This is a genomic window from Mediterraneibacter massiliensis, from assembly GCF_001487105.1.
GTDB lineage: Bacteria > Bacillota > Clostridia > Lachnospirales > Lachnospiraceae > Mediterraneibacter > Mediterraneibacter massiliensis.
Genome location: NZ_LN913001.1, coordinates 771071 through 795704 on the forward strand (window position 1 = coordinate 771071; position 24634 = coordinate 795704).

At 42.6% G+C, this 24634-nt stretch carries 20 protein-coding genes and 1 pseudogene; 11 read left to right on the plus strand and 10 right to left on the minus strand.

The features are described from left to right. Nucleotides 1–45: 45 nt before the first annotated feature. Entirely contained in the window at nucleotides 46–1233 is a 1188-nt protein-coding gene (locus tag BN3282_RS07880; protein WP_059068099.1) for an LL-diaminopimelate aminotransferase, read from the plus strand. A 526-nt stretch (nucleotides 1234–1759) separates the two neighbouring features. Here the strand turns inward: BN3282_RS07880 and BN3282_RS07890 are convergent. Further along, entirely contained in the window at nucleotides 1760–4483 is a 2724-nt protein-coding gene (locus tag BN3282_RS07890; protein WP_059068103.1) for a BppU family phage baseplate upper protein, read from the minus strand. Nucleotides 4484–4993: 510 nt separating this feature from the next. Here BN3282_RS07890 and BN3282_RS07895 point away from each other — a divergent pair. The 6 genes from BN3282_RS07895 (at nucleotide 4994) to BN3282_RS07920 (ending at nucleotide 10107) form a co-directional block, all read left to right on the plus strand. After that, entirely contained in the window at nucleotides 4994–5512 is a 519-nt protein-coding gene (locus tag BN3282_RS07895) for a MarR family winged helix-turn-helix transcriptional regulator (protein WP_059068105.1), read from the plus strand. After that, a complete protein-coding gene (locus BN3282_RS07900) occupies nucleotides 5493–6140 on the plus strand; it encodes a cytidylate kinase-like family protein (protein ID WP_059068107.1) in 648 nt (215 codons plus the stop codon). The genes BN3282_RS07895 and BN3282_RS07900 overlap by 20 nt, the downstream gene beginning before the upstream one ends. Then, a complete protein-coding gene (locus tag BN3282_RS07905; RefSeq protein ID WP_059068108.1) occupies nucleotides 6112–7443 on the plus strand; it encodes an MATE family efflux transporter in 1332 nt (443 codons plus the stop codon). The genes BN3282_RS07900 and BN3282_RS07905 overlap by 29 nt, the downstream gene beginning before the upstream one ends. Nucleotides 7444–7644: 201 nt before the next feature. Beyond that, nucleotides 7645–8679 (plus strand): NUDIX domain-containing protein, encoded by a 1035-nt coding sequence (locus BN3282_RS14670; protein WP_082667505.1) that lies wholly within the window; start codon nucleotides 7645–7647, stop codon nucleotides 8677–8679. A gap of 107 nt (nucleotides 8680–8786) precedes the next feature. After that, a complete protein-coding gene (locus tag BN3282_RS07915) occupies nucleotides 8787–9446 on the plus strand; it encodes a GTP pyrophosphokinase (protein WP_242866618.1) in 660 nt (219 codons plus the stop codon). Between the two features lie 73 nt (nucleotides 9447–9519). Further along, on the plus strand, nucleotides 9520–10107 hold the full coding sequence (locus tag BN3282_RS07920) for a nucleotidyl transferase family protein (protein ID WP_059068110.1): 588 nt from the start codon (nucleotides 9520–9522) through the stop codon (nucleotides 10105–10107). Nucleotides 10108–10167: 60 nt separating this feature from the next. Here the strand turns inward: BN3282_RS07920 and trhA are convergent, their stop codons facing one another. The 8 genes and pseudogenes from trhA to BN3282_RS07960 all read right to left on the minus strand — a co-directional run bounded on the left by trhA (nucleotide 10168) and on the right by BN3282_RS07960 (nucleotide 18227). Continuing rightward, nucleotides 10168–10827 carry a PAQR family membrane homeostasis protein TrhA gene (gene trhA, locus BN3282_RS07925; protein WP_059068112.1) on the minus strand — a complete coding sequence of 220 codons (660 nt, stop codon included), beginning with the start codon at nucleotides 10825–10827 and terminating at the stop codon, nucleotides 10168–10170. 201 nt (nucleotides 10828–11028) lie between these two features. After that, complete coding sequence (gene arcC / locus BN3282_RS07930; protein WP_059068114.1) at nucleotides 11029–11958, minus strand: carbamate kinase; 930 nt, start codon at nucleotides 11956–11958, stop codon at nucleotides 11029–11031. Between the two features lie 213 nt (nucleotides 11959–12171). Further along, nucleotides 12172–12501: pseudogene (locus tag BN3282_RS07935) on the minus strand (YbaK/EbsC family protein); the annotation flags it as partial. A 14-nt stretch (nucleotides 12502–12515) separates the two neighbouring features. Beyond that, on the minus strand, nucleotides 12516–14093 hold the full coding sequence (locus BN3282_RS07940; RefSeq protein ID WP_059068118.1) for a DUF975 family protein: 1578 nt from the start codon (nucleotides 14091–14093) through the stop codon (nucleotides 12516–12518). Nucleotides 14094–14214: 121 nt separating this feature from the next. Beyond that, entirely contained in the window at nucleotides 14215–14604 is a 390-nt protein-coding gene (locus BN3282_RS07945; RefSeq protein WP_059068120.1) for a hypothetical protein, read from the minus strand. A gap of 30 nt (nucleotides 14605–14634) precedes the next feature. Beyond that, the gene (locus BN3282_RS07950) at nucleotides 14635–15876 is read right to left on the minus strand and encodes an ABC transporter permease (RefSeq protein ID WP_059068122.1); all 1242 of its coding nucleotides are present in this window, start codon (nucleotides 15874–15876) and stop codon (nucleotides 14635–14637) included. 33 nt (nucleotides 15877–15909) lie between these two features. Further along, on the minus strand, nucleotides 15910–17523 hold the full coding sequence (locus tag BN3282_RS07955) for an efflux RND transporter periplasmic adaptor subunit (protein ID WP_059068124.1): 1614 nt from the start codon (nucleotides 17521–17523) through the stop codon (nucleotides 15910–15912). Nucleotides 17524–17525: 2 nt separating this feature from the next. Then, nucleotides 17526–18227, minus strand: coding sequence for an ABC transporter ATP-binding protein (locus tag BN3282_RS07960; protein WP_059068126.1), 702 nt, complete (start codon nucleotides 18225–18227; stop codon nucleotides 17526–17528). A gap of 194 nt (nucleotides 18228–18421) precedes the next feature. Between BN3282_RS07960 and BN3282_RS07965 the strand changes: the two genes are divergently transcribed. Together BN3282_RS07965 and BN3282_RS07970 are read left to right on the plus strand one after the other, a co-directional pair. After that, nucleotides 18422–20173 carry an ABC transporter ATP-binding protein gene (locus BN3282_RS07965; protein WP_059068128.1) on the plus strand — a complete coding sequence of 584 codons (1752 nt, stop codon included), beginning with the start codon at nucleotides 18422–18424 and terminating at the stop codon, nucleotides 20171–20173. Next, a complete protein-coding gene (locus BN3282_RS07970) occupies nucleotides 20163–21935 on the plus strand; it encodes an ABC transporter ATP-binding protein (protein ID WP_118977226.1) in 1773 nt (590 codons plus the stop codon). The genes BN3282_RS07965 and BN3282_RS07970 overlap by 11 nt, the downstream gene beginning before the upstream one ends. Before the next feature lie 48 nt (nucleotides 21936–21983). On the opposite strand, the gene BN3282_RS07975 is transcribed toward BN3282_RS07970, so the two are convergent. Beyond that, complete coding sequence (locus tag BN3282_RS07975; RefSeq protein WP_059068133.1) at nucleotides 21984–22391, minus strand: DUF3783 domain-containing protein; 408 nt, start codon at nucleotides 22389–22391, stop codon at nucleotides 21984–21986. Nucleotides 22392–22570: 179 nt separating this feature from the next. On the opposite strand from BN3282_RS07975, the gene BN3282_RS07980 reads away from it, so the two are divergent. Then, the gene (locus tag BN3282_RS07980) at nucleotides 22571–23344 is read left to right on the plus strand and encodes an ABC transporter ATP-binding protein (RefSeq protein ID WP_059068135.1); all 774 of its coding nucleotides are present in this window, start codon (nucleotides 22571–22573) and stop codon (nucleotides 23342–23344) included. Continuing rightward, nucleotides 23345–24604, plus strand: coding sequence for an ABC transporter permease (locus BN3282_RS07985; protein WP_059068136.1), 1260 nt, complete (start codon nucleotides 23345–23347; stop codon nucleotides 24602–24604). The last annotated feature ends 30 nt before the right edge of the window (nucleotides 24605–24634 follow it).

Here is a 24634-nt window from a genome sequence, read left to right on the forward strand (position 1 = left end):
AAAGTGATACAGATAGCAATACAGAATGATCGAAGGAGGATTGTCATGATCAGACCGAATATGCACTATAAGGAATTAAAGGATTCTTATCTTTTTTATAATATTGCCCAGAAAACCAAAACTTATATAGAGGAACATCCGGGAACAAAGCTTTTAAAAATGGGTATTGGAGATGTTTCACTGCCGTTATGTGACGCCGTGATCCAGGCGCTGCATGAGGCGGTGGAAGAGCAGGCTTCCCCAAAAAGTTTTCATGGATATATGCCGGAGTGTGGCGCCGCATTCTTAAGAGAAAGAATTGCGAAATATTATGAGAGCCGAGGCGTTTCTGTATCTCCCGAGGAAGTTTTTGTATCGAGCGGAGCAAGTGATGAGCTGGGAGATATTCTGGATCTATTTGCTTGTTCCAGTTCTGCGTTAGTCGTTGAGCCGGCATATCCTGCATATGTGGACGCGAATGTCATGGCGGGCAGAAAGATCGTACATCTGGATTCAGGGGAAGAAAATGGCTTCCTTCCCGAACCGAATGAGGAAGTGAAGGCAGATCTACTCTATATCTGTTCTCCGAACAATCCGACAGGAGCTGTTTTTTCGAGGAAGCAGTTGCAGGCATGGGTGGATTTCGCGAATAAACATGGCGCAGTCATTCTTTTTGACGCGGCTTATGAGGCCTTTATTGAGGATGAGACACTTCCTCACAGCATTTTTGAACTGGATGGTGCCAGGACTTGTGCGATAGAAATCTGCTCTTTATCCAAGACAGCCGGATTTACGGGAACGAGATTAGGATATACGATTGTTCCAAAAGAACTAGAAAGAAATGGGATGTGTTTGCATGAGATGTGGGTGCGCAACCGTACCACCAAAACGAACGGAGTCTCCTACATCATTCAAAAGGGCGGAGCCGCAGTTTTTACAGAAGAAGGACAAAAACAGATCCATGAGAATATACAGGTCTATAAAAATAATGCAAAAGTTTTAATGCAAGCGCTCGACAAACTGGAGGTATGGTATTGCGGCGGAAAGAATGCCCCCTATATTTGGATGAAATGCCCGAATGGAATGGGAAGCTGGGAATTTTTTGACTACCTGCTTCATGAAATTCAAGTAGTGGGAACACCGGGAGAAGGTTTTGGAGCCTGTGGGGAAGGATATTTCCGTTTTTCTACCTTTGGTTCGCTGGAAGATACAAAAGAAGCGGCAGAAAGACTTGTGAAATTGCTCTCGAAATAAAAACACAGATCGAGAGGTTATCGGCAATTATGTGACACAAGAGGGTATCGTCAGAGAAAATACTCCGTATCTCTATGGAGAAAAGGTGAAAGTATATCTTCGGCGGGGAGTATAGAAACCGCCAGGATATGACCGGCGACCAAATCAACAGCTGGGATATGGGAGTTTCCCAAACAAAAGGATAGTAAGAAATAACCTATGTTTATCTGTTTGCAGAATATTGATGTATAAGAGAATGGCACTTGAAATATAGTGTCTTTTAGTTAACACCCTTTAAAAGCGGTTTTGCCTTGTAAATACAGCGTTTTCCGCTTAGTAATGTCTCTTGTCTCTTGTTTTTTGTGCCCCCCCTTGTTAGATAACGGGGGCTTATAAGGCTCGCTCATGGTCAAAGCAATCCGCCTCTTTGCCGGCAAGCCGGCATGGTGTTGTTGGCTAAAGCCATGCCACCAGAGCCGGCTCACTTCTCCCATGCGAGCGCGTCAGCATTTCCGCTTTTTATCTTTCAAGATGTCTAAAAATATTCCTATTTATGCTCCAACGCTTTCTTTTTCTTTAATACCGTTAATACAGCGATACCAAGTGCACTCATGGAAAGCAGAGCAGTAAAGAAACCTGCATTTGTTTGATCGCCTGTTTTTGGACTTTCCTTGTTTGTATCAGCATTAGCATTATCTTTATCTGAGCTGTTGTCATTTGGCTGAGCCGGTTTGGAAATCACTGGAATACTCTCTGTTTCTTTATAGTCACAGCGTGTGCAATGTCTTTCTTTTATTCCGGTTTCTGTTGTCGTTGCGTCCTTGATAACTTTCCATTCTCCTAAATCATGCCCTAATGCAGAATTTTCCTGCACTCTTGTATCTGTTTTGTCGCAGCGCTCACATTTTGCTGTTTCCGTACCGTTTTCTGTACAAGTAGCGTTATCATCGGAAACATAGTTCTTAAATTCATGTGCTAATGCGGTATCTGCTTTTTCTCTTGTTACGGTTGTTTGACAATGCTTGCAGGTTCCCGTTTCTGTTCCGTTCTTTTCGCAAGCTGCGTCATTGTTATATACCCATTCGTATTCATGCTCTAACATAGTTCCTGTATCAACAACGGTATCTGTTTTGTCGCAGCGGTCGCACTTCGCTGTTTTTGTACCGTCTTTTGTACAGGTTGCATTACCATCAGAAACATAATTTGTAAAGCTGTGACCTAGTTTTGCGATGGTTGTACTGTCTTTGACTGCGTCACAATTCCTGCAATGGATAGACTTGCTTCCGTCTTCTGTACATGTCGGTTCTTTATCTACTGTATATTCCGTTTCCCAGTCATGTCCTGTTGGATTTAGATTTTCTGTTTCTGAAAATCCACAAACAGTACAAGTGTGTTTTCTGCTTCCATCTTTATCACAAGTTGGAGAAGTAATGATTTCCCATTCTCCAAAGGTATGACCTTTTGCGTCTACTTCATCGCCTTTATAACTGTGACTACACTTCTTACAAGTATAAGTTGTATATCCTTTTTCTGTACAAGTCGGCGGTGTAACGTCCTTCTCATAATCGTGTTCACTTACTGTGAACTGTAAAGCTATTGATTGTTCGGCTACATTGTCTGCCGATACGGATAGTGTTGCCTGATATGTTCCAACAGCTAAATCGTTATTTGGTTTTACTGTTACCTTGATTATTCCGTTTGGCTGAATCGTAGTAACTTTATTCTCACTCAATTCAAACTTATCCGCGTTAGTTCCTGTAAGAGATACTTTGACATTTGTCAAATCAACATTTCCGTTATTTGTAATGGTAAATTCATTTGCGTTAACCGGCTGATAGCCTTTACAAACCGTTGTGAAAGTTCCGTTGCCTGTAACAGTCATGCTGTAAACTTTCCTCGTTGCAGCAGGAAGTGTGATATTCACATCACTTGTCGGTGTACCGGAAATCTTAAAACCGTTATCTGTTTCGGTTACTGACAATCCGTTATTCAACTGTCCTTGAAGCTTGTTAATATAATCATCTGGAAGATAATATCCGTCATTAACTTCAACTGTAATCTCTGCGATATTCCCAGGCACATTAGTTTGTAAGGTATTTCCACCAGTTACTGTCAGATTATCTCCAACATTTACTTTCACATTATGTCCGTTTCCTTGTGTTGCTTCCTCTGCATAAGTAATATTTTCACTTGTTGTTTCCAGCCAAACTTTACAGTTTTCAAAGGAAGTTAAGGAAGAATCCATGTCAGCGGCAAATACTAAATCATTACTTGATACTTTTTTAGCCCATGCCCCGTCGCTGTTTTGCACGACAAGATAAGTATTCTCATTTGTAACATCTGTTACTGCAATACTTCCTTTTGATTGACTGATTGTTGCAGTTCCAATGTCCGCTTGCGATTGGTGGCGCAATGTAAATGCGTCGTTTTCTGAAAGCTGTCCGTCAGATGATGCTGCTGACGCAACAGATGCAAAGATGACAGATGACAGATTCAACTCAAAAGCGGGCACCAACGCACGATCATTGTAGACATCGATGTAGTACACATAGCGCTCCGGGTTCGCAATCAGCGCACCGCACTTAGGGATCGGGACCGGCGCACGGAGCCACAAACTACCATTATTTCCCCAGTAACCCTTATCAACACGAAGACCGTTGTTTAAACTATTCTGGCTGTTTGTTCCTACTGTAATATACTGATTGTCTTGATCATCTCCATAAGCAAGATACAATTTATTTGTTGTAGAATAGACACTGCCATTTTTTGTATCATTGGTATAAATGGTCGTATCGTTCATCAAGTCTTGTTCTGCACTTGTAAAGTTTGAACTTTCCAAGCCTTTTAATGTAGTTCTCAAAGGACTTGCCCCGTAATGGTTTGGATAAACGTCTGTTGGAGCAGTGCCTCCTGTACTCGTATAGTCACAGTTCCAAGCATCACTATATGCTTTATTGTTCCTATAATCTGGTTCAAACTGTTGACTTTTTGCAAGCGGACTTTCTGCGAACAAAGTCAAATTTCCATCTTGACTTCCGGCAATCCACCATTGGTGATTGTTATTACCAAAATAAACTTTTGCCGGATTTTTTTCTTTGTCACTATCATTTGTGTTAAATGACTTTAATTGTTCTACGGTCGCAAACTGTTCTTTTGTAGGCAATTGATTTTCTACTGCGTGAACTTCTGTATGAAATGTTGGAAACATCGTTAATACCATTGCACCGGCAAGCAGAAATGAGCCTAGTTTTTTCATGCGTTTTTGTTTCATACGTTTCTCTTTCCTTTCCTAAACACAAAAAAGCACAGCCATACTTTCGTTACAAAGATAGCTATGCTTTTCTTGGTTTATTGATATTTGATTGCACACCAAAAGGGCAGACTTATTTGCTGTCTGTCTGTCTGTCTGTCGTGAGCGTAGCAGTTTCTGAACATGACTGTCAACCCCTTTTTGTGTATTTCGCAAAGTTTTTAATCTCTTGCAATCACCTTTATTTTACAAGGTTTGACAATAGATGTCTATATATTTTTCTACATATTGAAATATTATCATATATCTTCTTATAAGTCGTTAGATAAGGCTCTTTCATTTGTTGTAATTTCGTTGTAAATTTCCTTATTTTTCTTTTCTATTTTGTTGATAGATATAGTGATTATGCGGTTTTTCATGATTTGGCAGCTTTTTTCAAATAAATGAATAATTGTTCTTGACAAGAGTCTGAAATCGGACTACAATAAGTCCGAAAACGGACGAAAATGATCAGCTGATAAAGGAGGGTTTATGATAAACGATAAAAGTATTACGAAACAAATGACAGAAATTAACAGACTTAGTAACGAGTTGGATTGTCTGTATCATAACATCGCACAAAACTATGGGATTTCTGATACGATATTCTGGATCTTTAGTGTTCTTTCCGATATGGAAACAGATATATCCCAAGCGGATTTGTGCAATAATTGGTATTATTCCAAACAGACGATAAACTCTGCTGTTGCGGCTATGATTAAGAAAGGTTGGATTGAATTAGAAGCAATTCCAAATACCAGAAATAAAAAAAGAATCATTTTAACAGAAGAAGGTGCGGAGTTTTGTCATATAGTTATTGGAGAAACCGTAGAAATAGAATTCGCTGCATATTCTGAATTTACGCAGGATGAGCGGGAAAATTTTATAAGAATGTTTGAAAAAATGAATGGGTATATGAGAAAAGAATATGACAAAAGACATCCTAAAAAATATATTTCTGTTCAAAAACAGAAAAAACAGGAGGAATACCATGAGAATTATAACAATTAGCCGTGAATTTGGCAGCGGCGGCAGGGAATTGGGAAAACGCTTAGCAGAAGAATTAGGCTTTGCCTATTATGACAAAGAGATACTATCCATGATTTCAGAGAGAATGCAGATGGATGAGGGTTACATTGAAAAAGAACTGAATAAATCTATCACGATTGCGTATCCCTATACGATAAGACGCAGCTTCTATCAGACACCTTCTCAAGTAAGTCAGGTTCCGAAACTGTTGGCGGAACAGAATAAAATCATTCGTTCCCTTGCAGAAAAAGAGGATTGTATCATTGTTGGACGGGGTGCGGATGCGATTTTGCGGGAGTATAATCCCTTTTCACTTTTTATTTACGCAGACCAAGCATCTAAAGTTGCCCGTTGTAGAAATCGAGCACCCGAAGAGGAAAGATTAAGTGAAAACGAGTTAAAACAAAAAATGAAGCAGATAGATAAAAGCAGAGCGGCTGCGTATGCACTTGTTTCGGAATATTCGTGGGGAGATAAAAAAGCATATCAGCTTTGTATCAATACATCAGGAATCATGATTCCTAAGATGGTATCCTCTCTGGCGGATTTTGCAAAAATATGGTTTGAAAGGAATAACACAGATGGCAATTCAATTATCGGATCACTTTAATTATAAACGGCTTCTTAAATTTGTTTTCCCATCCATCATTATGATGGTATTTACCTCTATCTATGGGGTAGTAGACGGACTGTTCGTTTCAAATATCGTTGGGAAAGCTGCATTTGCCGCAATCAATCTGATTATGCCTGTCGATATGATTTTCGGCGGTATAGGCTTTATGCTGGGAACCGGCGGTAGTGCCCTTGTTGCAAAAACATTAGGAGAAAAAGAGCCGGAAAAAGCAAACCGTTATTTTACGATGATGATTTTGATTACTGTCATTATAGGTGTGATTATTTCTGCCATTGGTATTGGAATCATGCGTCCTGTGTCTATTTTTTTAGGTGCGGATGAAGCCATGCTTCCCAACTGTATTCTTTATGGGCGTATTATGATGGCTTTTAATGTGTCGTTTATGCTGCAAAATGCCTTTCAGGGCTTTTTGATTACCGCCGAAAAACCTTCGCTGGGACTGGCAGTAACGGTTATTGCAGGTATCACAAATATGGTTCTGGATGCCTTGTTTATCGGGGTGTTTCACTGGGGCGTTGCAGGTGCGGCATTTGCTACGGGAGTGAGCCAGTGTGTGGGAGGATTGATTCCTTTGTTTTATTTCCTCAGACTGAACCGCAGCCTTTTAAGACTTGTCAAAACAAAGTTAGAAATAAGACCGATTGTAAAAGCCTGTGTCAATGGTTCTTCAGAAATGGTATCCAGCGTTACATCCTCTGTGGTAGGTATTCTTTATAATTTTCAACTTTTGAAGTATGCAGGGCAAAATGGCGTTGCTTCTTATGGAGTTCTAATGTATGTCCAGTTTACGTTGGCAGCCATATTTATCGGATATTCCATGGGGATCGCACCTGTCATTGGATACCATTATGGCGCAGATAATCATAGTGAGTTAAAGAATCTGCTGAAAAAAAGCACACTGCTTATGGTAGGGATCGGAGGCATTATGGTATTGAACGCAGAGGTTTTTGCGGTGCCACTGGCAAAGATATTTGTTGGATATGATATGGATTTGCTGAATATGACGGTTCATGCACTTCGCATTTCATCCCTTGCATTTCTGATTACAGGATTTAATGTCTTTGCTTCTTCATTCTTCACAGCATTGAACAATGGTGGTATTTCTGCAGCAATTTCATTTCTTCGTACTTTTATTTTTAAGTTTGCTACAGTTTTGATTTTACCGCTGATAGTAGGACTTGATGGAATATGGTGGGCTGATGTATCTGCGGAAATCTTCGCGTTTTTGCTTTCTATCATATTTTTAGTTACTCAAAGAAAGAAATATCACTATTTTTAATAATGAATCAAACTGGTTTGATTCTTAAATTTGTAAATATAACTTTAACTATTATTACAAAGAAGTTGATAGTTTTGAAGTGATAGGCATTCCTAGGAATGCAGTATATGCGTAGAGAACAGAACGGTTATTTTTAAGCTTGCAAGAACTTCAGGAAAGGATTACTATTACATCATAAGTGATGGGAAAAGGATGAAAACAATGGAAAGAGCAAGTACTTTATGTTACATAGAAAAAGACGGGAAATATCTGATGCTGCACAGGACAGTGAAGAAAAAGGATGTCAATAAGGACAAATGGATCGGGGTAGGAGGACATTTTGAGCATGGAGAAAGTCCAGAAGAATGCCTGCTGCGAGAGGTAAAGGAAGAAACGGGGTATACGCTGACCTCATGGAATTATCGGGGGATCGTGACATTTGTATATGGGGAGGATGTCGTGGAATATATGTCCCTGTATACAGCGGATGGATTTATAGGGCAGCCGATTCCCTGTGACGAAGGAGAACTTGCGTGGGTGGATAAAGAGAAAATATCTTCTCTGGAGCTTTGGGCAGGAGATAAAATCTTCTTTCGCCTTCTGGATGAGATGGAAGGCTTCTTTTCTCTAAAGCTTGTATATGACACGCAGGATGTGCTTCGGTATGCGGCGCTTAACGGAGCACCGATGGAATTATTTGACATCATACATGAAGATGGCACAAAGAGCGGAATGATACAGGAAAGAGGAGTGGTACATCGGGAAGGACTGCTGCATGGTACGGTGCATATATGGATCGTAAGAGAAAATGATAAGAGCGGATATGATGTACTTTTACAGAAACGGAGTGTGCAAAAAGATTCGAATCCGGGGTGCTATGATATTTCCGCAGCAGGACATATAGAGGCAGGGGCAGAACATTTAGAAAGTGCGCTCCGTGAATTGCGGGAAGAATTAGGGATTGAGGCGAAAGATGAGGAATTGCGGGAAATTGGAAGTCACAGAGGCAGATATGAGGCAGTATTTCATGGTCTGCCATTTAAGGATAATGAGTTGAGCAGGGTGTATTTATACGAGAAACCGGTCCATATCTCCAGGTTAAAACTTCAGGAATCAGAAGTAGAAGAGGTAATCTGGATGGATTACGAAGAATGCAGAAAAAAGATCACGGAGGGGAGTCTGCCAAATTGTATTTACACAGAGGAATTTGCGATGTTGGGAAAAGCCTTAAATATATGTCCGGTTAAAAACTTTTAACGAATTATTTACAAGAAAATAACCATTTTCTGCTGTTCGCATGAAAACAGATCTGCTAGCATATAGTAGTAAAAGACTGCGGGAGAATATATACCTATAAATATAGTGTGAATCAGGAAACAGTAGAAAGAAGTGAAAGTTTGGAGCAGAATAAAGAGCAGTTAAGAGAATTTCTTACAGAGGGAATCTTCCCTGTAAAGGGGCAGTGTGTCATCCAGCTTCTTCTCACAAAGCTTGAGATGATAGATATGGAATTATCTATGGTTCTGGGAAGAAATGTGATACAGGCAAAAAGCGGACGGATGAAATCCTACAGGAGTACCTGTAAAAAGCTGGAAAAAAAGGGGTTAAAACAGAATATACCCACAGCGGTAAAGAAAATACACGATTTGATCGGTGTGCGGGCTGTCTGCTACTATGTGGATGACATATACAGGATTGAAAAAAAACTAAAAGAACAGTCTGATATTCGTATCACCAAGGTGAAAGATTATATACAAAAACCAAAATCATCGGGCTATCAAAGCCTTCATGTGATCCTGCAGGTTCCGATCGGTGGTCAAAAGGAAGTACAGTGGATGGATGCGGAACTGCAGCTGCGGACAGTTGAGATGGATTTTTGGGCAAGTTTGGATCACCAGCTGCGGTATAAAAAGGAAGGGGAAAATATGCAGACGATGGATGCGGAATTAAAGGAATGCGCCCGTATGATCCAGAAATTAGATGCAAAGATGCTGCATATCCGAAAAAAGATAGAACAGATATAGGTGAAATTTGCGTTATAGATAAAAACATATTATACTTGAAGAATAAATAAAAGCACAGAAGGAGATCGGTCAGATGACAGAAAAAGGTATGGCTCATGGGAGATTTCAGGTGCTGCATTTAAAGCATATGGAGTATCTGCTTGCCGCGAAGATGCGCTGCAAGAAGTTGTATATAGGTATTACACATCCAGATATCCAGGCCTATCCAGGCAGTTTTGCAGCGGATATACATGGGATAACAAAGAGGGATAATCCTTTGACATATATAGAAAGATTTGAAATGATCAGGGACGCTCTGCTTGATTTTGGGGTGAAACGAGAAGAATTTGATATTCTGCCCTTTCCAGTCAGCCAGCCGGCTATTTTAAAGGAATATATCCCGGCAGATGCTGTTCACTATATGAATATATGCGGAGAATGGGATGAAGAAAGAAGACAGATTTTATTGGACTTAGGGCAAAATGTGGAGATCCTTTTTCAGAAAAAGAAGGAAGAGAAGGAGATCACATCGTCTAAACTCCGCGAGATGATCGCGGATGAAGAAGAATGGAAGACCTATGTGCCGAAAACAGTGTGTGCATATATTCTTGACCACGGGATTGAACAGAGGATCAGACAGCTTCAATACGTATATGCACCTCCAGAAAAGAAAAATACGTAAGTATAACAAGAATTTCCCGCAGCTGCGTCTTTATAAAAGCACAGCTGCGGGAAATATTTTTTAAGGAAGTACAAAGGCATACATGACAATAAAGTGGCATGCGCTGCCGCCCATCACAAAGAGATGGAAAATCTCATGGCTTCCGAAATTTTTGTGCTTGCTGTTGAACAGAGGTACTTTCAGTGCATAAATGATTCCACCGACAGTATAAATGATTCCGCCTGCCAGCAGCCATCCAAAGGCGGCGGGCGGCATATTATTGAGGATCTGTGTAAAGGCTAGTACGCAGGTCCATCCCATTCCAATATACAGGGCGGAAGAGACCCATTTCGGACAGAATACCCAGAAGGCTTTGATCAAAATACCTACAATTGCGATTCCCCATACAAGACTTAAAAGAAGAATGCCCGTTTTACCTTTTAGAACAAGAAGGCAGATAGGCGTATAGCTGCCTGCTATTAACACAGAGATCATCATATGGTCTATTTTTTTTAAGATAGTATTGATTTTCTTGGAAATATCAAAAGTATGATAGGTCGTACTTGCTGCATATAATAAAATAAGGCTGGCTGCATAAATAGCAAGTGAGATGATATATATTTTGCCGGGTTCATGTGCCGCTTTGATCAAAAGAGGGACAGCGGCAAAAATCGCCATTAACATTCCGATAAAATGTGTGATCGCGCTGCCGGGATCTTTAATATGCTGTTTCTTTTCCATAATATACGCCTCCTGCTATAACTAAACAATGACATGTAGTTTTAAAAACTACATTAAGTATATGTATATATTACGACGTGTATTCGGAAAAAGCAAGTAAATAAATATAAAAAAGTGAAAAATACATTTTTTATGAAAAATTTCCTGTGGGGAAGAAAAAGAAAAAGCAGATCCACTGTGGTCTGCTTTCTATCTTCGTATTTATTCAATAATTGTTCCGGTTTTTCCCTTCAACCCCTCTTTTACTTTATCAAAAGAAGTGATCAGAACCTGGCGTCCTTCCCCTTCCTGTATGAATTCAATGGCTGCCTGGAATTTGGGGAGCATGTTATAGATACCGAAATGGCCTTCATCCATATATTTTTTTGCCTGTTCTACAGTGATCTTTCCAAGTTTTTCTTCTGTTTCCTGTCCTAGGTTGATGCATACCTTCTCTACACTTGTCAGGATCATGAGCAAGTCAGCATTGACGCCTTCTGCTAATTTTCCGGCTATAAGATCTTTCTCGATAATAGCACTTGCGCCTTTTAGATGATTGTCCTGTTCCATGACAGGGATTCCGCCGCCGCCAGCTGCAATGACGATCTGGTCAGCGTCAAGGAGGGCGTTGACAGCATCCAATTCTACGATTTTAACCGGGTTTGGAGCGGAAACGACACGGCGATATCCTTTTCCTGATTCCTCAATAACATAATTGCCCTTTTTGCGCTCTTCATTTGCCTCCTGTACATTCATATAACGTCCCAGTACTTTGGTCGGCGTGTAGAAAGCATCATCATAAGGATCCACAATGACCTGCGTCAACACAGTACTTACTGTGCGATAAATGCCGCGGTTTAAAAGCTCTTCACGGATTCCATTCTGCAGATCGTATCCGATATAACCCTGGCTCATGGCAGAGCAGACAGACATCGGAGCAGCTGTATAGTCGGGATGTGCCTTTCCGAATTCATTCATAGCAGCATGGATCATACCTACCTGCGGAGCATTACTGTGCGTAATGGCAACCTGGTATCCTTCTTCGATCAGGTCTGCGATGGATTTTGCAGTAGCTTTTACGGCAATTTTCTGTTCCGGCAGGGTGGTCCCCAGCGCACGGTGTCCTAAGGCGACAACAACTCGTTTTTTCATAGTATTCCTCCAGTTTTTTTTCTGCTGCCTGAAAAAGACTGTGTATGTAAAGAACAGAGGGAAAATAATCGACAGCGCCTGGCTAGTTGAGCAGGCAGGTTTCCTCTCATTTTCGGACAGCGAGAACTTCATGATTAATAAAAAGTATAATATTTTTCCGGGAAAAAAGCAAGATTATAAATGTACGGCTGTGTAGGGATGTCCTGTATACGTTATAAATTTTTCCATAAATTCTGGTTCGGCAAAAGAAAGGCGGGAAATCTGCAGTTGGTGAGATAAATTTTTTGTGACAAATTTTTTATCTCCCGGCATCAAGAGAAGATAAAATTCCGTTTTCTGGCGGTTTCTGAGAAATAGATTTTTACATGGCATAACGCCTAGTACACTTTCAATCTCCCGGCATGCCTCAATAGTAGGAGCAACATCATGATCGACTCCTACAAAAGGAATGGCGAGCGTATGTAAAAGATCGTATACCCGTTCTTCTTTGGGGAGCCGGTCAGTACAATCAGGTTTTTCTGTGAAAAGTTCTGTGTTTACCATAAGAATTCCTCCGTTTATAACAAGGAAAGTGAAAATACGACATCTGCGGCGAAAAGAACCGTTAGAAGAATGCACAGCCAGATTCTTTTTTTCCTCTTAAGTTTTAAAAATAAGCGGTTCCATCTGGGAGCAAGGGAATACAGAAATGCGCAGCCCAGAAGAGCAAACTCAATGCTTCCGCCAATGTATATCCGTCCGTTTATATTTAGAAAATACTGCTCATAATTCCAGAGACGGACATGAAACTCCGATTCTACGATCCAATTGACGGCATACGCGAGAAGGGAATAGATGCCTGCGATAGATAAAAAGACGAGAATGGGTTTTTCGCTGAACTTGTACATTACGGCGAGGATGCAGAAGCCACATATACCATAGAGCGGGATCCATGGACCGATAAGGAAAGTGCGGCTGGTAAATGTACCGTCACGGAGTAAGGTGACACCTGTTTCGAAAAGCCATCCAAAGACAGAAAAGACAAAAAACAAAAAATACAGAGAAAGAAAGGAATATTTCTGCTGCACTTTAAGCGGCATTTTTACTGCATATTCCGGAGGTTGGATAGAGTACAAAAAGGCAGGGTACTGATTTGGGGCAAAATAGGCAGTTTTTGTGTAAGGTCCATTTGAGTCGTCATAGAGAGCTTTGCTGATCAGCAGCTCATCTTCGGAAAGGACATGTTCGAGAGCAGCGTCATTAAGTTTCTCATAGAGGGGAGAACGGGAGAGGACATAATTACGCCGCAGAGTCATATACAACTCTGCCTTTGTGCAGGCAATATACGGGTTTACAAATACAATATCCAAGACGCCCAGAGTGAGAAAAGAAAGACATTTCCACCCCAAGAAGGAGATATCCAGCAGGAAAAGTTTCCATTTATTGTGGTGTGTAAGCTGCTTTGATAAATAAAATGCATTTTTTCTTCCAACAGCAGGATTTTCTGCCAGAATAAAAGGAATCATGCTGTATTCATAATGTTTGATAATACCGCCGGCAATCGTCAGATTCCATAAAAATTGAAAGGCAGAACGGCAGAACATAACCCAAGCAGGCTTCAGAAGATACCGTAATTTATATAAATAGAAAATCTTACTGATCCCTGTCTGAGAGTAATTGCGGAATTCCAAGAAAAAGCGCGCTTCCCCAACGCGCAGGATATTAGAGATGAAAAGTTGGTAAATACATGCCAGAACCATACCTAGCAGCAAAAAAAGCGTAGAGAGACTAAATGTTTCAGCAAAAAAGCTGTTTAATACCCGAAGAACAGAGAAAACAGCGGAAGAAGCGCTGGAATAGAGGTCTATAAGGATATCCGCTATTTGAAAAGAAACGTTGTCTAATATTTGTGTGATGTTAAAGTCATGAGAGATATGTATGATCGTGTTATTTAATACTTCAGAATTAGAATAGTCCGGAATATAGGCAGAGGCAGCTTGTTCCTGTATATGTGGAGTGTATTGATGGAAGAAGGTAGTAGCAAGAGGATAGGTGGTCGTCAGGGCGGCAATCAGAAAGCAGACGGCGATCATACGCCAACTGCCGGATTTGAAGTGTTTTTTTGCTTCTTTTTTGACTATAGTCCGTTTCCACATTGCCCATATTCCCCCGTTGAATCCAATCGTGCTATCTATTATAGTTTAGAAAGCATTTAATTGCAAGTCAAAAGAGCTCCCCTGGAAAGCATACCAGCAGGCGCTCTTTTTTAGTAAGACACTATTCAGATTGATACCAGCCCCATGTGTAGAGGACTGGAAGGATCAGATCTACCACATACAGAAAGGAGAAGCCGAATCCGATAGAAGAATAGATCACACTTGCGAATTCCAGCACAAGATAGATAACAGCCATGATCAGGACAGACTTCTTTGATCTGTGCAGTATGCCAATGATACCGGCCATGAGGACAACACAGGCGGATGCGATCGTATATACATAGTACCCGGCAGAGGGCGCGTTTTGTCCGAGAAGTTCATAGGATTGTGCGATCAAGTCGGGCATAGTGACTGCCATTACGGTAGTAAAGATGCCTCCCAAAACAGAAAGACTTCCCAGAATGATCACAATGATAGAAACAACTTTTAATAGTTTACTTGGTTTTGACATGATTTTTTATCCTCCTTATAATAAAGAAATCTATATTCGCCGCAGAGCCTCAATAGGGCTTAGCTGGGCGGCTTTGCGTGCCGGATAAATACCGAAGATAATCCCTATGCCGCAGGAAAAAAGGGTTGCGATGATAACGGCAGGCAGGGAAAGCTGCGCATGGATGCCGCCGATTTCCAATGCGCTGATCAAAGCGGTCAGCGCTCCTCCGAGCAGAATACCGATGATCCCGCCCATACCGGAAATGATAGCAGATTCACACAAAAATTGCGAGATGATCGAACCGGTTTTTGCGCCCAATGCTTTACGGATGCCAATCTCGCGGGTGCGCTCTGCAACAGATACAAGCATGATATTCATGACGCCGATCCCTCCGACGATAAGAGATATCCCGGCGACCAGGGCGACAAAGGCTGTTACACCATCCATGATCGAGCCCATCATATCAGATAGATTCAATGGCTTTTGCTGCATGAAAGGCGTGTCGCCCAGATTCTGATGTCTTGCATTTAACACCTGTACGGCAGAAGAAGCTGTCTTAGAAGCGTCTTCCGGATCATATACAGTGATAGATATAGACGAAAAGGCATCCAGCGGGATCCCGAAAGATTCTGCGGTCGTGTAAGGCATTTCCAGAGTAGATATGGATTTTTCCATCCCCATCATCTGATATGTTTGTTCCACTTCCATCATATCATCCGAAGTCTCCCGTATGCCGACAATGGTCACTTCCTGTATTCCGCTGTCAATGGCGAGTTCCAAACTCATTCCGATGACATTGGTATTTCCGAAGAGATATAAAGCGGCGATCTCATCGATCACACAGACGGGATTTGCGTTGGAAACATCGTTGGCTGTAAAATATTTCCCCTTTATGAGCGGGGAGGTATACTGCGCATTTTCGTAATCCGCTGTAGTAAATGTGATATAAGTATCAAATGTTCCTTTCCGTGTCGTCGTTTTCCCGAAGGAGGTCTCCGCGGCAGAGATACTTTTTGCACTAGAACTTAAAGTCGTTTTTAAATATGCGATATCATCATTTGTGATGATCTTGGTATTTGTGACTTCATCTGTGTTCGCCTGCACGGTGACCGTATTGTTCTGCTCATTGGAAGCGTCTACCACATCTTTTTTCAGCCCGTTCCCAATGGAGACGATCGTGACAACGGATGTAATGCCGATAATGATGCCAAGCATTGTCAGAAAGGAACGACCTTTGTTGGAGCGGATATTACCCAGCGCCATTTTTACATATTCAAGAAATTGTCCCATGATTTGTCCTCTTTTCTTTTTTATGCAAAGGCATTAGTCCTCTTTTTTTTCCACGGCGATTGCTTTCATGCCCTCTTTTATATCTGCGTTCAGGTCGTTTACTACTTTATCGCCTTCTTTTAAGCCGCTTTTGATTTCTGTATGGGTGACCGAGACAGTGCCAAGTTCCACCGGTTTTATTTTTATGACGCCGTCTTCTACTATATACACGAAATCGCCGTCAGTAGAAGCATTGATGACTTCATTTGGAACAACCAGGACATCATCCGCCTGCGCAACGGTCATGGTGATCTTGGCGGAGGCGCCGATACAGATGTTTTCATCCGGATTGCTGATGTGGATCCTGGCGCAGATAACGGAGGCTCCTTTTTCATTTTTGGTAGCGATCTTGTCTGTCTCGGTCAGAGTCCCTTGATATGCATGTTTGCCGATTTTAATAGAAACAGTATTGCCAATTTTCAACTTTTCGTAATCATCGGGTGAAACCTCGATCTTTACACGGACGTCTTCTGTGCTGGCAATTGTAAAAAGCGCCATGCCCTGTGCAGCCATATTGCTTTCCAAAATACTTACCGAGGCAATGACACCGTCCATATCTGCCTTCATTCCTTCTTTTCCTTTTTCCATAAGTTCTTCAGGAGAAAGCGCGGCAAGTTCTGCCAGGTTATCGCTGATATCCAGATTGTTCAGTTCGGCGGAACTCATACCAGGAGAAACCGTGCCGCCTGCGGCCGCATAGGCAGACTGCCACTGTGCGTAAGCTTCCTCATATTGCGCTTTTAACGAGGCATATCCTGCATCGTCCACAGCCGGATCTGTAAGAGAGTTTAATTGATTTGTGGCATCATTCACAGCTGCCTGGGCTGTGTCGCGGGCTGCTATGGCATTGTCATAGTCGGCAAAGACTGCTTTGAGAGAGGTGAGAAGAGTCTCTTCTTCTGGTGTGCGGCTGGTCTTGGATTCCAGCTCGGCAATCTGTGCGCGCCCGCCGGAGTAACCGGAATCAATGCTGTCGATAAGCGATTGATTAGAATTCACCGTTTTTGTATTTTCGGCAATGATCGTGTTCAGCCTATCTCTTTCAGCCTGTATTTGCTGTGTCTGTGTCCCGGCAGCAGCGAGATTTGCCTGGTATTGTGTATAAGCGGCGTTTACCTGTTCCGCAAGAGAATTTACCGTATCGACCAGTGCATTGGCATTTTCTGCAGCCTGTGCGTTGGCGGCATGTGCCGCGTCTATTGCCGCGGCGTTTTGCGCGCGGGCTGCCTGCGATGTATTGAGGTTTGACTGCAGGGTGAGCTGTGCCTGCTCGTTGCTGCGTTCTAACTCTGTTGTGTCGAACGTGATGAGCAGATCATTTGCTTTGACTGTTTTACCTACCTCTGCCTTACACTCTTTAATAGGCGCTGAGACAGGGGAATAGTAGGTTTTTGTATTTTCACTTTCGACGGTTCCGGTAGAAGTATAGATTTCTTTTACATTTCCTTTGGCAGCTTTGGTCACTTTTAAGGTTGTGCCGGCAGACGCTTCTTTGGCGTTTCCTGCCAGTTTAGAAATCCCAAAGGCGCCGAGCAGCAAAACTGCGAGGATCGGCAGGATGACCCAGGCAGGGAGTTTTTTCTGTGCTTTTTTCTTTTTCGAAAACATAGTTATGCGTCCTCTCTTTCTTTATTTAAATAATCAGCCTCTACTTTGCCGTCTATGATACGAATCACACGGTCGGCCTGGTCGGCGATCTCCTCATCATGGGTGATGATGATGACTGTGCGGCCCCCCGTATGGAGAGTCTTTAAGATATGCATGATCTCCTGTGTGGAGCTGCTGTCCAGATTCCCGGTCGGTTCATCTGCTAAAATGATGGGAGGCTGCGCCGCTATGGCGCGTGCCACGGCGACACGCTGCTGCTGTCCGCCGGAGAGTTCGCTAGGCTTATGGTTCATTCTTGCGTCAAGACCTACTTTTTTGAGTGCCTGTGTGGCAAGCTGTCGGCGTCTGCTTTTTTTGATCCCCCGGTATATGAGCGGAAGTTCTACATTGTCAATAGCATCTAAATTGGCAATCAGATTGAAGCCTTGAAAAATAAATCCGATCTCTTTATTACGTATGTCAGATAAGGCATTGTCAGATAAGTGGGATACGTCTTTCCCATTTAAAAAGTAACTCCCGGAGGTGGGAATATCCAGACAGCCAAGCACATTCATGAATGTGGATTTACCGGAGCCGGAATGTCCGACGATCGCGACAAATTCTCCCTTCTGTATTGTAAGGCTGATCCCGTCCAGCGCACGTACTTCGTTTTCTCCGGGATTATAAATTTTATGTAAGTCTTCGACTTTAATGAGTGGATCCATAAAAGTTCCTCCATCCGTTATACGATTCAGAACATCCGGTGTCAGATAGAAACATTATTGTATTAGTTAAATAATACAATAGACCTACTTTTGCAAAATGTCAATATATTTTTTGCCTTTCTTTTTGTTTCCGGTTGCTTTATACTGAGGATAGCGTAAAAGCGGAACGCAAGGCAAAAAAGGCAGGAGAAAAAATGAAATCTTTATTGGTATATTTAAAAGAATATAAAAAAGAAACCGTACTTGCCCCTTTGTTCAAACTTTTGGAGGCAGCTTTTGAATTGGTCGTACCACTTGTGATGGCGGCGGTGATAGATGTGGGGATAGACAATGGGGACAGACCATATATTGTAAAGATGTGCCTGGTTCTGATCTTGCTTGGAGTCATCGGTCTTGCCTGTTCTATCACTGCCCAGTATTTTGCGGCAAAAGCGGCGGCCGGATTTGCGACAGGGCTTCGTCATGCGCTGTTCTGGCATATACAGAAATTTTCGTTTACAAATATGGATTCGATCGGTACGTCTACGCTGATCACAAGAATGACAAGTGATATCAATCAGGCGCAGGCAGGCGTGAATCTGGTTTTGCGCTTGTTCCTGCGCTCGCCCTTTATCGTGCTTGGAGCAATGTTTATGGCATTTATGGTAGACACAAAAGCAGCGGTGACTTTCGTTATTGTGATACCACTTCTTTCTGTGATCGTGTTTGGCATTATGCTGATCACAATGCCGCTTTATAGAAAAGTGCAGGAAAATCTGGACAGAGTGCTTCTCGTGACAAGAGAAAATCTGACAGGGGCAAGGGTGATCCGTGCTTTTAACAAAGAAGATAGTGAAAAAGAACGATTTTTGTCCGAAAATCAGTCACTGACGGATACGCAGAAATTTGTGGGACGTATAGCGGGATTGATGAACCCGCTTACGTATATGATCGTCAACGGAGGAATCATCCTACTTCTTTATACGGGCGCCGTCCGAGTGGACAGCGGGATTCTGACACAGGGAGAAGTGGTCGCACTCGTTAACTATATGTCTCAGATACTGGCAGAGCTTGTAAAACTGGCAAATCTGATCATTACAGTGACAAAAGCTATAGCCTGTGGAAATCGTATTGAGAAGGTATTACAGGAAGAACCGGATATGCAGGATGGAACGGAAAAATGGGAGCAGGAAGAAGTGAGAGAGGAAAAAACAGACGTTCCGTTCATTGAATTCGATAAAGTATCTCTCTTATATAAAGGAAATGGCGCAGAATCTTTGAAAGACATTACATTTTCTGTGCGAAAAGGAGAGACGATAGGCATCATAGGGGGAACCGGATCCGGAAAATCTTCCCTTGTGAACCTGCTTCCTCGTTTCTATGATGCAGCAGAAGGAGAAGTACGGATAAAGGGGAAAGATGTAAAACAATATGAGATGGAGGATCTTCGTTCCAGGATCGGTGTTGTCCCGCAAAAGGCAGTTCTTTTTAAAGGAACGATCGAGGAAAATATAAGATGGGGAAAGGCAGATGCTTCTTTGACGGAAATAAAAGAGGCTCTGGCAGCGGCGCAGGCACTGGAATTCGTAGAAAAAAAGGAAGGAAAACTTGCTTATCACATTGAACAAAACGGCAGGAACCTTTCCGGCGGGCAGAGACAGCGGCTTACGATAGCAAGAGCGCTTGTGAGAAAGCCGGAGATATTGATACTGGACGATAGTGCGTCCGCTTTGGACTTTGCTACCGATGCCGCGCTTCGCAGAGCGATACACAGCAGACCGGAAAAACCAGCGATATTTATTGTATCTCAAAGAGCGGCAGCAGTACAGGATGCAGACCAGATCCTTGTATTGGATGACGGAGAGATCGTGGGGAAAGGAACACACAGGGAACTGCTCATGTCTTGTCCTGCATATCAGGAGATCTATTATTCACAGTTCCCAAAGGAGGAAGAAAATGCAGGATAAGAAGAAACTAAAACAGACGGAGATTGTAAAAAAAGTGTTCCGCCGTCTTGGAAAGTATCGTATTTTTTTCGTGTTTTCTCTGGTACTGGCAGCGGTGTCTGTGGCGCTGACTTTGTATGTGCCAAAACTGATCGGACAGGCTGTAGATCATATCATCGAAGAAGATATGGTCAATTTTGCCGGTGTATACAAAGTGATGCTGTCGATTGGCCTATGTACACTGTTCACGGCATTGGCTCAGTGGCTCATGAACGTATGCAATAATAAAATGACGTACCAGGCCGTCCGAGATATACGCAATGAAGCATTTCAAAAGTTGGAGATACTGCCGCTTAAATATATAGACAGCCATCCCCATGGAGAAGTAGTAAGTCGGGTGATCGCAGATGTGGATCAGTTCGCTGATGGACTGCTGATGGGATTTACGCAGTTTTTCACGGGAGCGGCAACGATCTTGGGGACATTTTGCTTCATGCTGTCTGTTAATGTAAAGATTACCTTGGTAGTTGTCCTGATTACGCCGGTATCCTTCTTTGTGGCAAATTTTATCGCGAAACATACATTTGTTATGTTTAAACGACAGTCGGAGACAAGGGGAGAACAGACAGGATTGATAGACGAGATGATCGGAAATCAGAAAGTCGTGCAGATGTTTGGGCAAAAAGAAGCCGTGACGAAACAGTTTGATGAAATAAATGAACGGCTGCAGAAGCATTCTCTGCGTGCAACCTTTTTCTCATCTATTACGAATCCAGCCACACGGTTTGTTAACAGTCTTGTGTATACGGGTGTGGGGATCACAGGGGCATTTTCTGTAATAGGCGGCAGTTTAAGTGTAGGACAGCTTACCAGCTTTTTAAGTTATGCGAATCAGTATACTAAGCCTTTCAATGAAATATCAGGTGTTTTGACAGAATTGCAGAATGCGGTAGCATGCGCCGGCAGGATTTTTGCACTCATAGAGGAGGAACCAGAAATTCCAGAACCAGACGGGGCGGTATGTTTAAATGCTATAGAAGGGAATGTAAAAGCAGAGCATGTGTATTTTTCTTATATTCCGGGACAGAAGCTGATCGAGGATTTTCATCTGCAGGTCAGTCCGGGACAGAAGGTCGCGGTCGTCGGACCGACTGGCTGTGGAAAAACAACGTTGATCAATCTGTTGATGCGGTTTTACGATGTAGAAGGCGGCAGCATAAAAGTGGATGCGCATGACATCCGAGAGGTGACTCGCCAAAGTCTGCGGGCAGGATACGGAATGGTATTGCAGGATACCTGGCTGAAAACGGGAACAATACGAGAAAATATCACAATGGGGAAACCAGACGCGACGGAGGAAGAGGTCATCGCGGCAGCGAAAGCATCCCATATACACAGTTTCATCCGCCGTCTTCCAAAAGGATATGACACGTGGATCACAGAGGACGGCAATGCCCTTTCACAGGGACAGAAACAGCTCCTGTGTATTGCTAGAGTCATGCTGCTTAGTCCACCGATGCTGATACTGGATGAGGCGACATCTTCTATTGATACAAGGACAGAGATGAAGATCCAAGAGGCATTCGCGACACTGATGGAAGGCAGGACGACCTTCATCGTAGCGCACAGGCTCTCCACTATACGGGAGGCAGATGTGATCTTAGTCATGAAAGATGGAAAGATCATTGAACAAGGGAACCACGAAAGTTTGTTGAAGAAAAATGGCTTTTACAGACATCTGTATGAAAGCCAATTTGTGCAAAGTGAAAGCGCCGGGCAGTAAAACCGACGCTTTTATTTTTGTACATTGTTATATATAGGAGAATGATTGCTATTTATCTGTGGAGCTGTTTTTTTCTTTCAGCTGTTGCTGTATGGCTTCGTGTTCGCTGCGGATCTCTTGAAAACACTGCAGCGCATCCCAGTTTTGATTTGTCGGGGTAAGAATGGCCTTATAGGGGAAAGGACCGGCTCCGGATTTTCTAAGCGCTGCCAAAACCTGGTTTAAGCGCGCATCTGTGAAGAAGGCAAAGACAAAGAATGTGTCTGGGAGTTCTTCTCCTTCATAAGGAACTTCCAGACGCCGTATTTCTTTAAGACCGGCAAGAGCGCCCAGAGGCTGGTTATAATCCTTTTTTGCTATGCGGCGCAGGCGAACGTGCAGCGGGAAAAGCGCCATCTCTATTTTTAAAAGAGTGTCCTTATCAGGTGCATGAAAAAGTAAAATGGTTTCTTTCATTTATTTCCCTCCTGTTATATTTATAGTAATGAAGCAGAAACATGTCCTGCTGTTATCATTGTAGAGGATTTCAGGAAAAAATGAAAGAGGAAAAAGAAGTGATTGACAAGAATAGGGAACAAAAGTATAATTGTACTAACACAACAATACAATAGGCGCAAGACAAGGAGGATAATGGAGTGATCGAGATAAAAAATTTAACTAAAATATATCGTTTGAATAAAAAACAAATGAAAGAGTCTAAGACGAAAAATCCGATCAAAACAGCTGTCGATGATCTGAGTCTGACGGCAAGGCCGGGAGAGATATATGGTCTGCTCGGACCGAACGGTGCAGGGAAAACGACGACACTGCGCTGTATTTCGACGATCATAAAACCTACAAAGGGAGAAATTCTTGTGTCCGGACATGAAGTGCAAAAAGAGCCGGAGAGAGTCCGGGAAGAAATCGGCTTTCTGACAGGGGACATAAAGCTGGATCCGCAGTTTTCCGTGGACTATCTTTTTGATTTTTTTGGAAAACTCCATAAGGTACCGGCAGATCAATTAAAAGCAAGAAAAGAAGAATTATTCGCCTACTTTGGAATGCGAGATTTTGCACAAAAGAAGATCAAGGAATTATCTACGGGCATGGCGCAGAAGGCAGCTATTGCCGTATGTCTTGTGCACGATCCGGACATCATCATCTTTGATGAGCCGACAAATGGACTAGATATTGTCACGGCAAGAAGTGTGACAGACTATCTGAAAAAACTAAGAGATGACGGCAAGCTGGTCATCATATCGACGCATATTATGTCAGAGGCGGAAAAACTCTGTGACAGGATAGGCATGATCATTGATGGAAGAAAAGCGGCAGAAGGAAGCCTGGATGAGATCTTATATGAGACGAATACACAAGATCTGGAAGATGCGTTTTTTGCATTATATAAAGAGCAGAAGGGGGCAAGATAGATGGAAGGGATCAAACAGATATGCACAAAGGAACTTGCCAGAGTATTTAAGGACGGGAAAATGTTGATTTCGGTGTTTGTGTTCCCGGTTGCGATCATGATCGTAGTGATGAGTCTGGTGAGCAACCTGACAAGCCGTATGGAAAAGGATGTAGAAGCACATAAGTCTATCGTTTATATAGAAAATGTCCCGGAAGAATTTAAAGAGTTCCTCCTGGCAGCGGATAAAGACGTAAGTATTTATACAGAAAAAAATATTGGGGAAGTACTGCGGCTGGAGACGAAAGGAGCGCTGGATGAAAGCCAGAGAAGAAAAGAAGCAGAAACAGCGATCAAAGAAGGCGGTATAGATCTGATGATCGAGTTCCCACAAGGGTTTTCGGAGAATGTCTATGACTATCAGACAGGAGATGAGATCCCGCAGGTAAAGACATATTATAACCCTTCTGAGGAGTATTCGAAAGCGGCATTTGAGAAGATCTCGAACGGTGTGCTGGAAAGTTACCGGCAGACTTTGTTATCCCAGCGGGTGCCGGATATGGCAGGATTGACAGTATTTACGGTGAATGCAGATAACCCGGATATGATCGTGCAGGATAAGGAGAAAGCAGGAGGAAAAGTACTTGGTACGATGCTTCCATATTTTATTACGATTCTCTTATTTGCAGGCGCCATGGGAATTGGAACGGATATGATCGCGGGAGAAAAAGAACGGGGCACGCTGGCAAGTCTTTTAGTATCTCCGGTCAAGCGCAGTTCTATTGTGCTGGGCAAAGTATTTGCGCTGATGATCATTTCCGGAGCGACGTCAGTTGTCTATGTGGCAGCAATGGTTGCTTTTATGCCGCAAATGATGGGGGGACTGTCTGGCAAAGAACTGGGGATCGATCTGAGCCTTAGACCGGAGCAGATCGCCATGCTGGCAATCCTGCTGATCGCGATCGCGTTCTTATATTCTGCGGTGATCGTACTTGTTTCTGTATTTGCCAAGACCATAAAAGAGGCAAATTCCTATATGATGCCGGTATATATGGTGATTTTACTTTTGGGGATCACTACGATGTTTACGACAGGTTCTCCAAAAGAATGGTTTTATGTGATACCAATCTATAATACGTCTCTTACACTACAGGGGATACTGACACAGGAGGTGACAATGGCGCAGTATGGAATGACCCTGGGCGTGACGCTCCTGACGGGAGGGATTTTGATCGCCGCGATCGCAAAAGCCTTTGAGAGTGAAAAAGTGATGGCAGTATAAAAATACAAGAGCCGCAATCCATGGGATGCG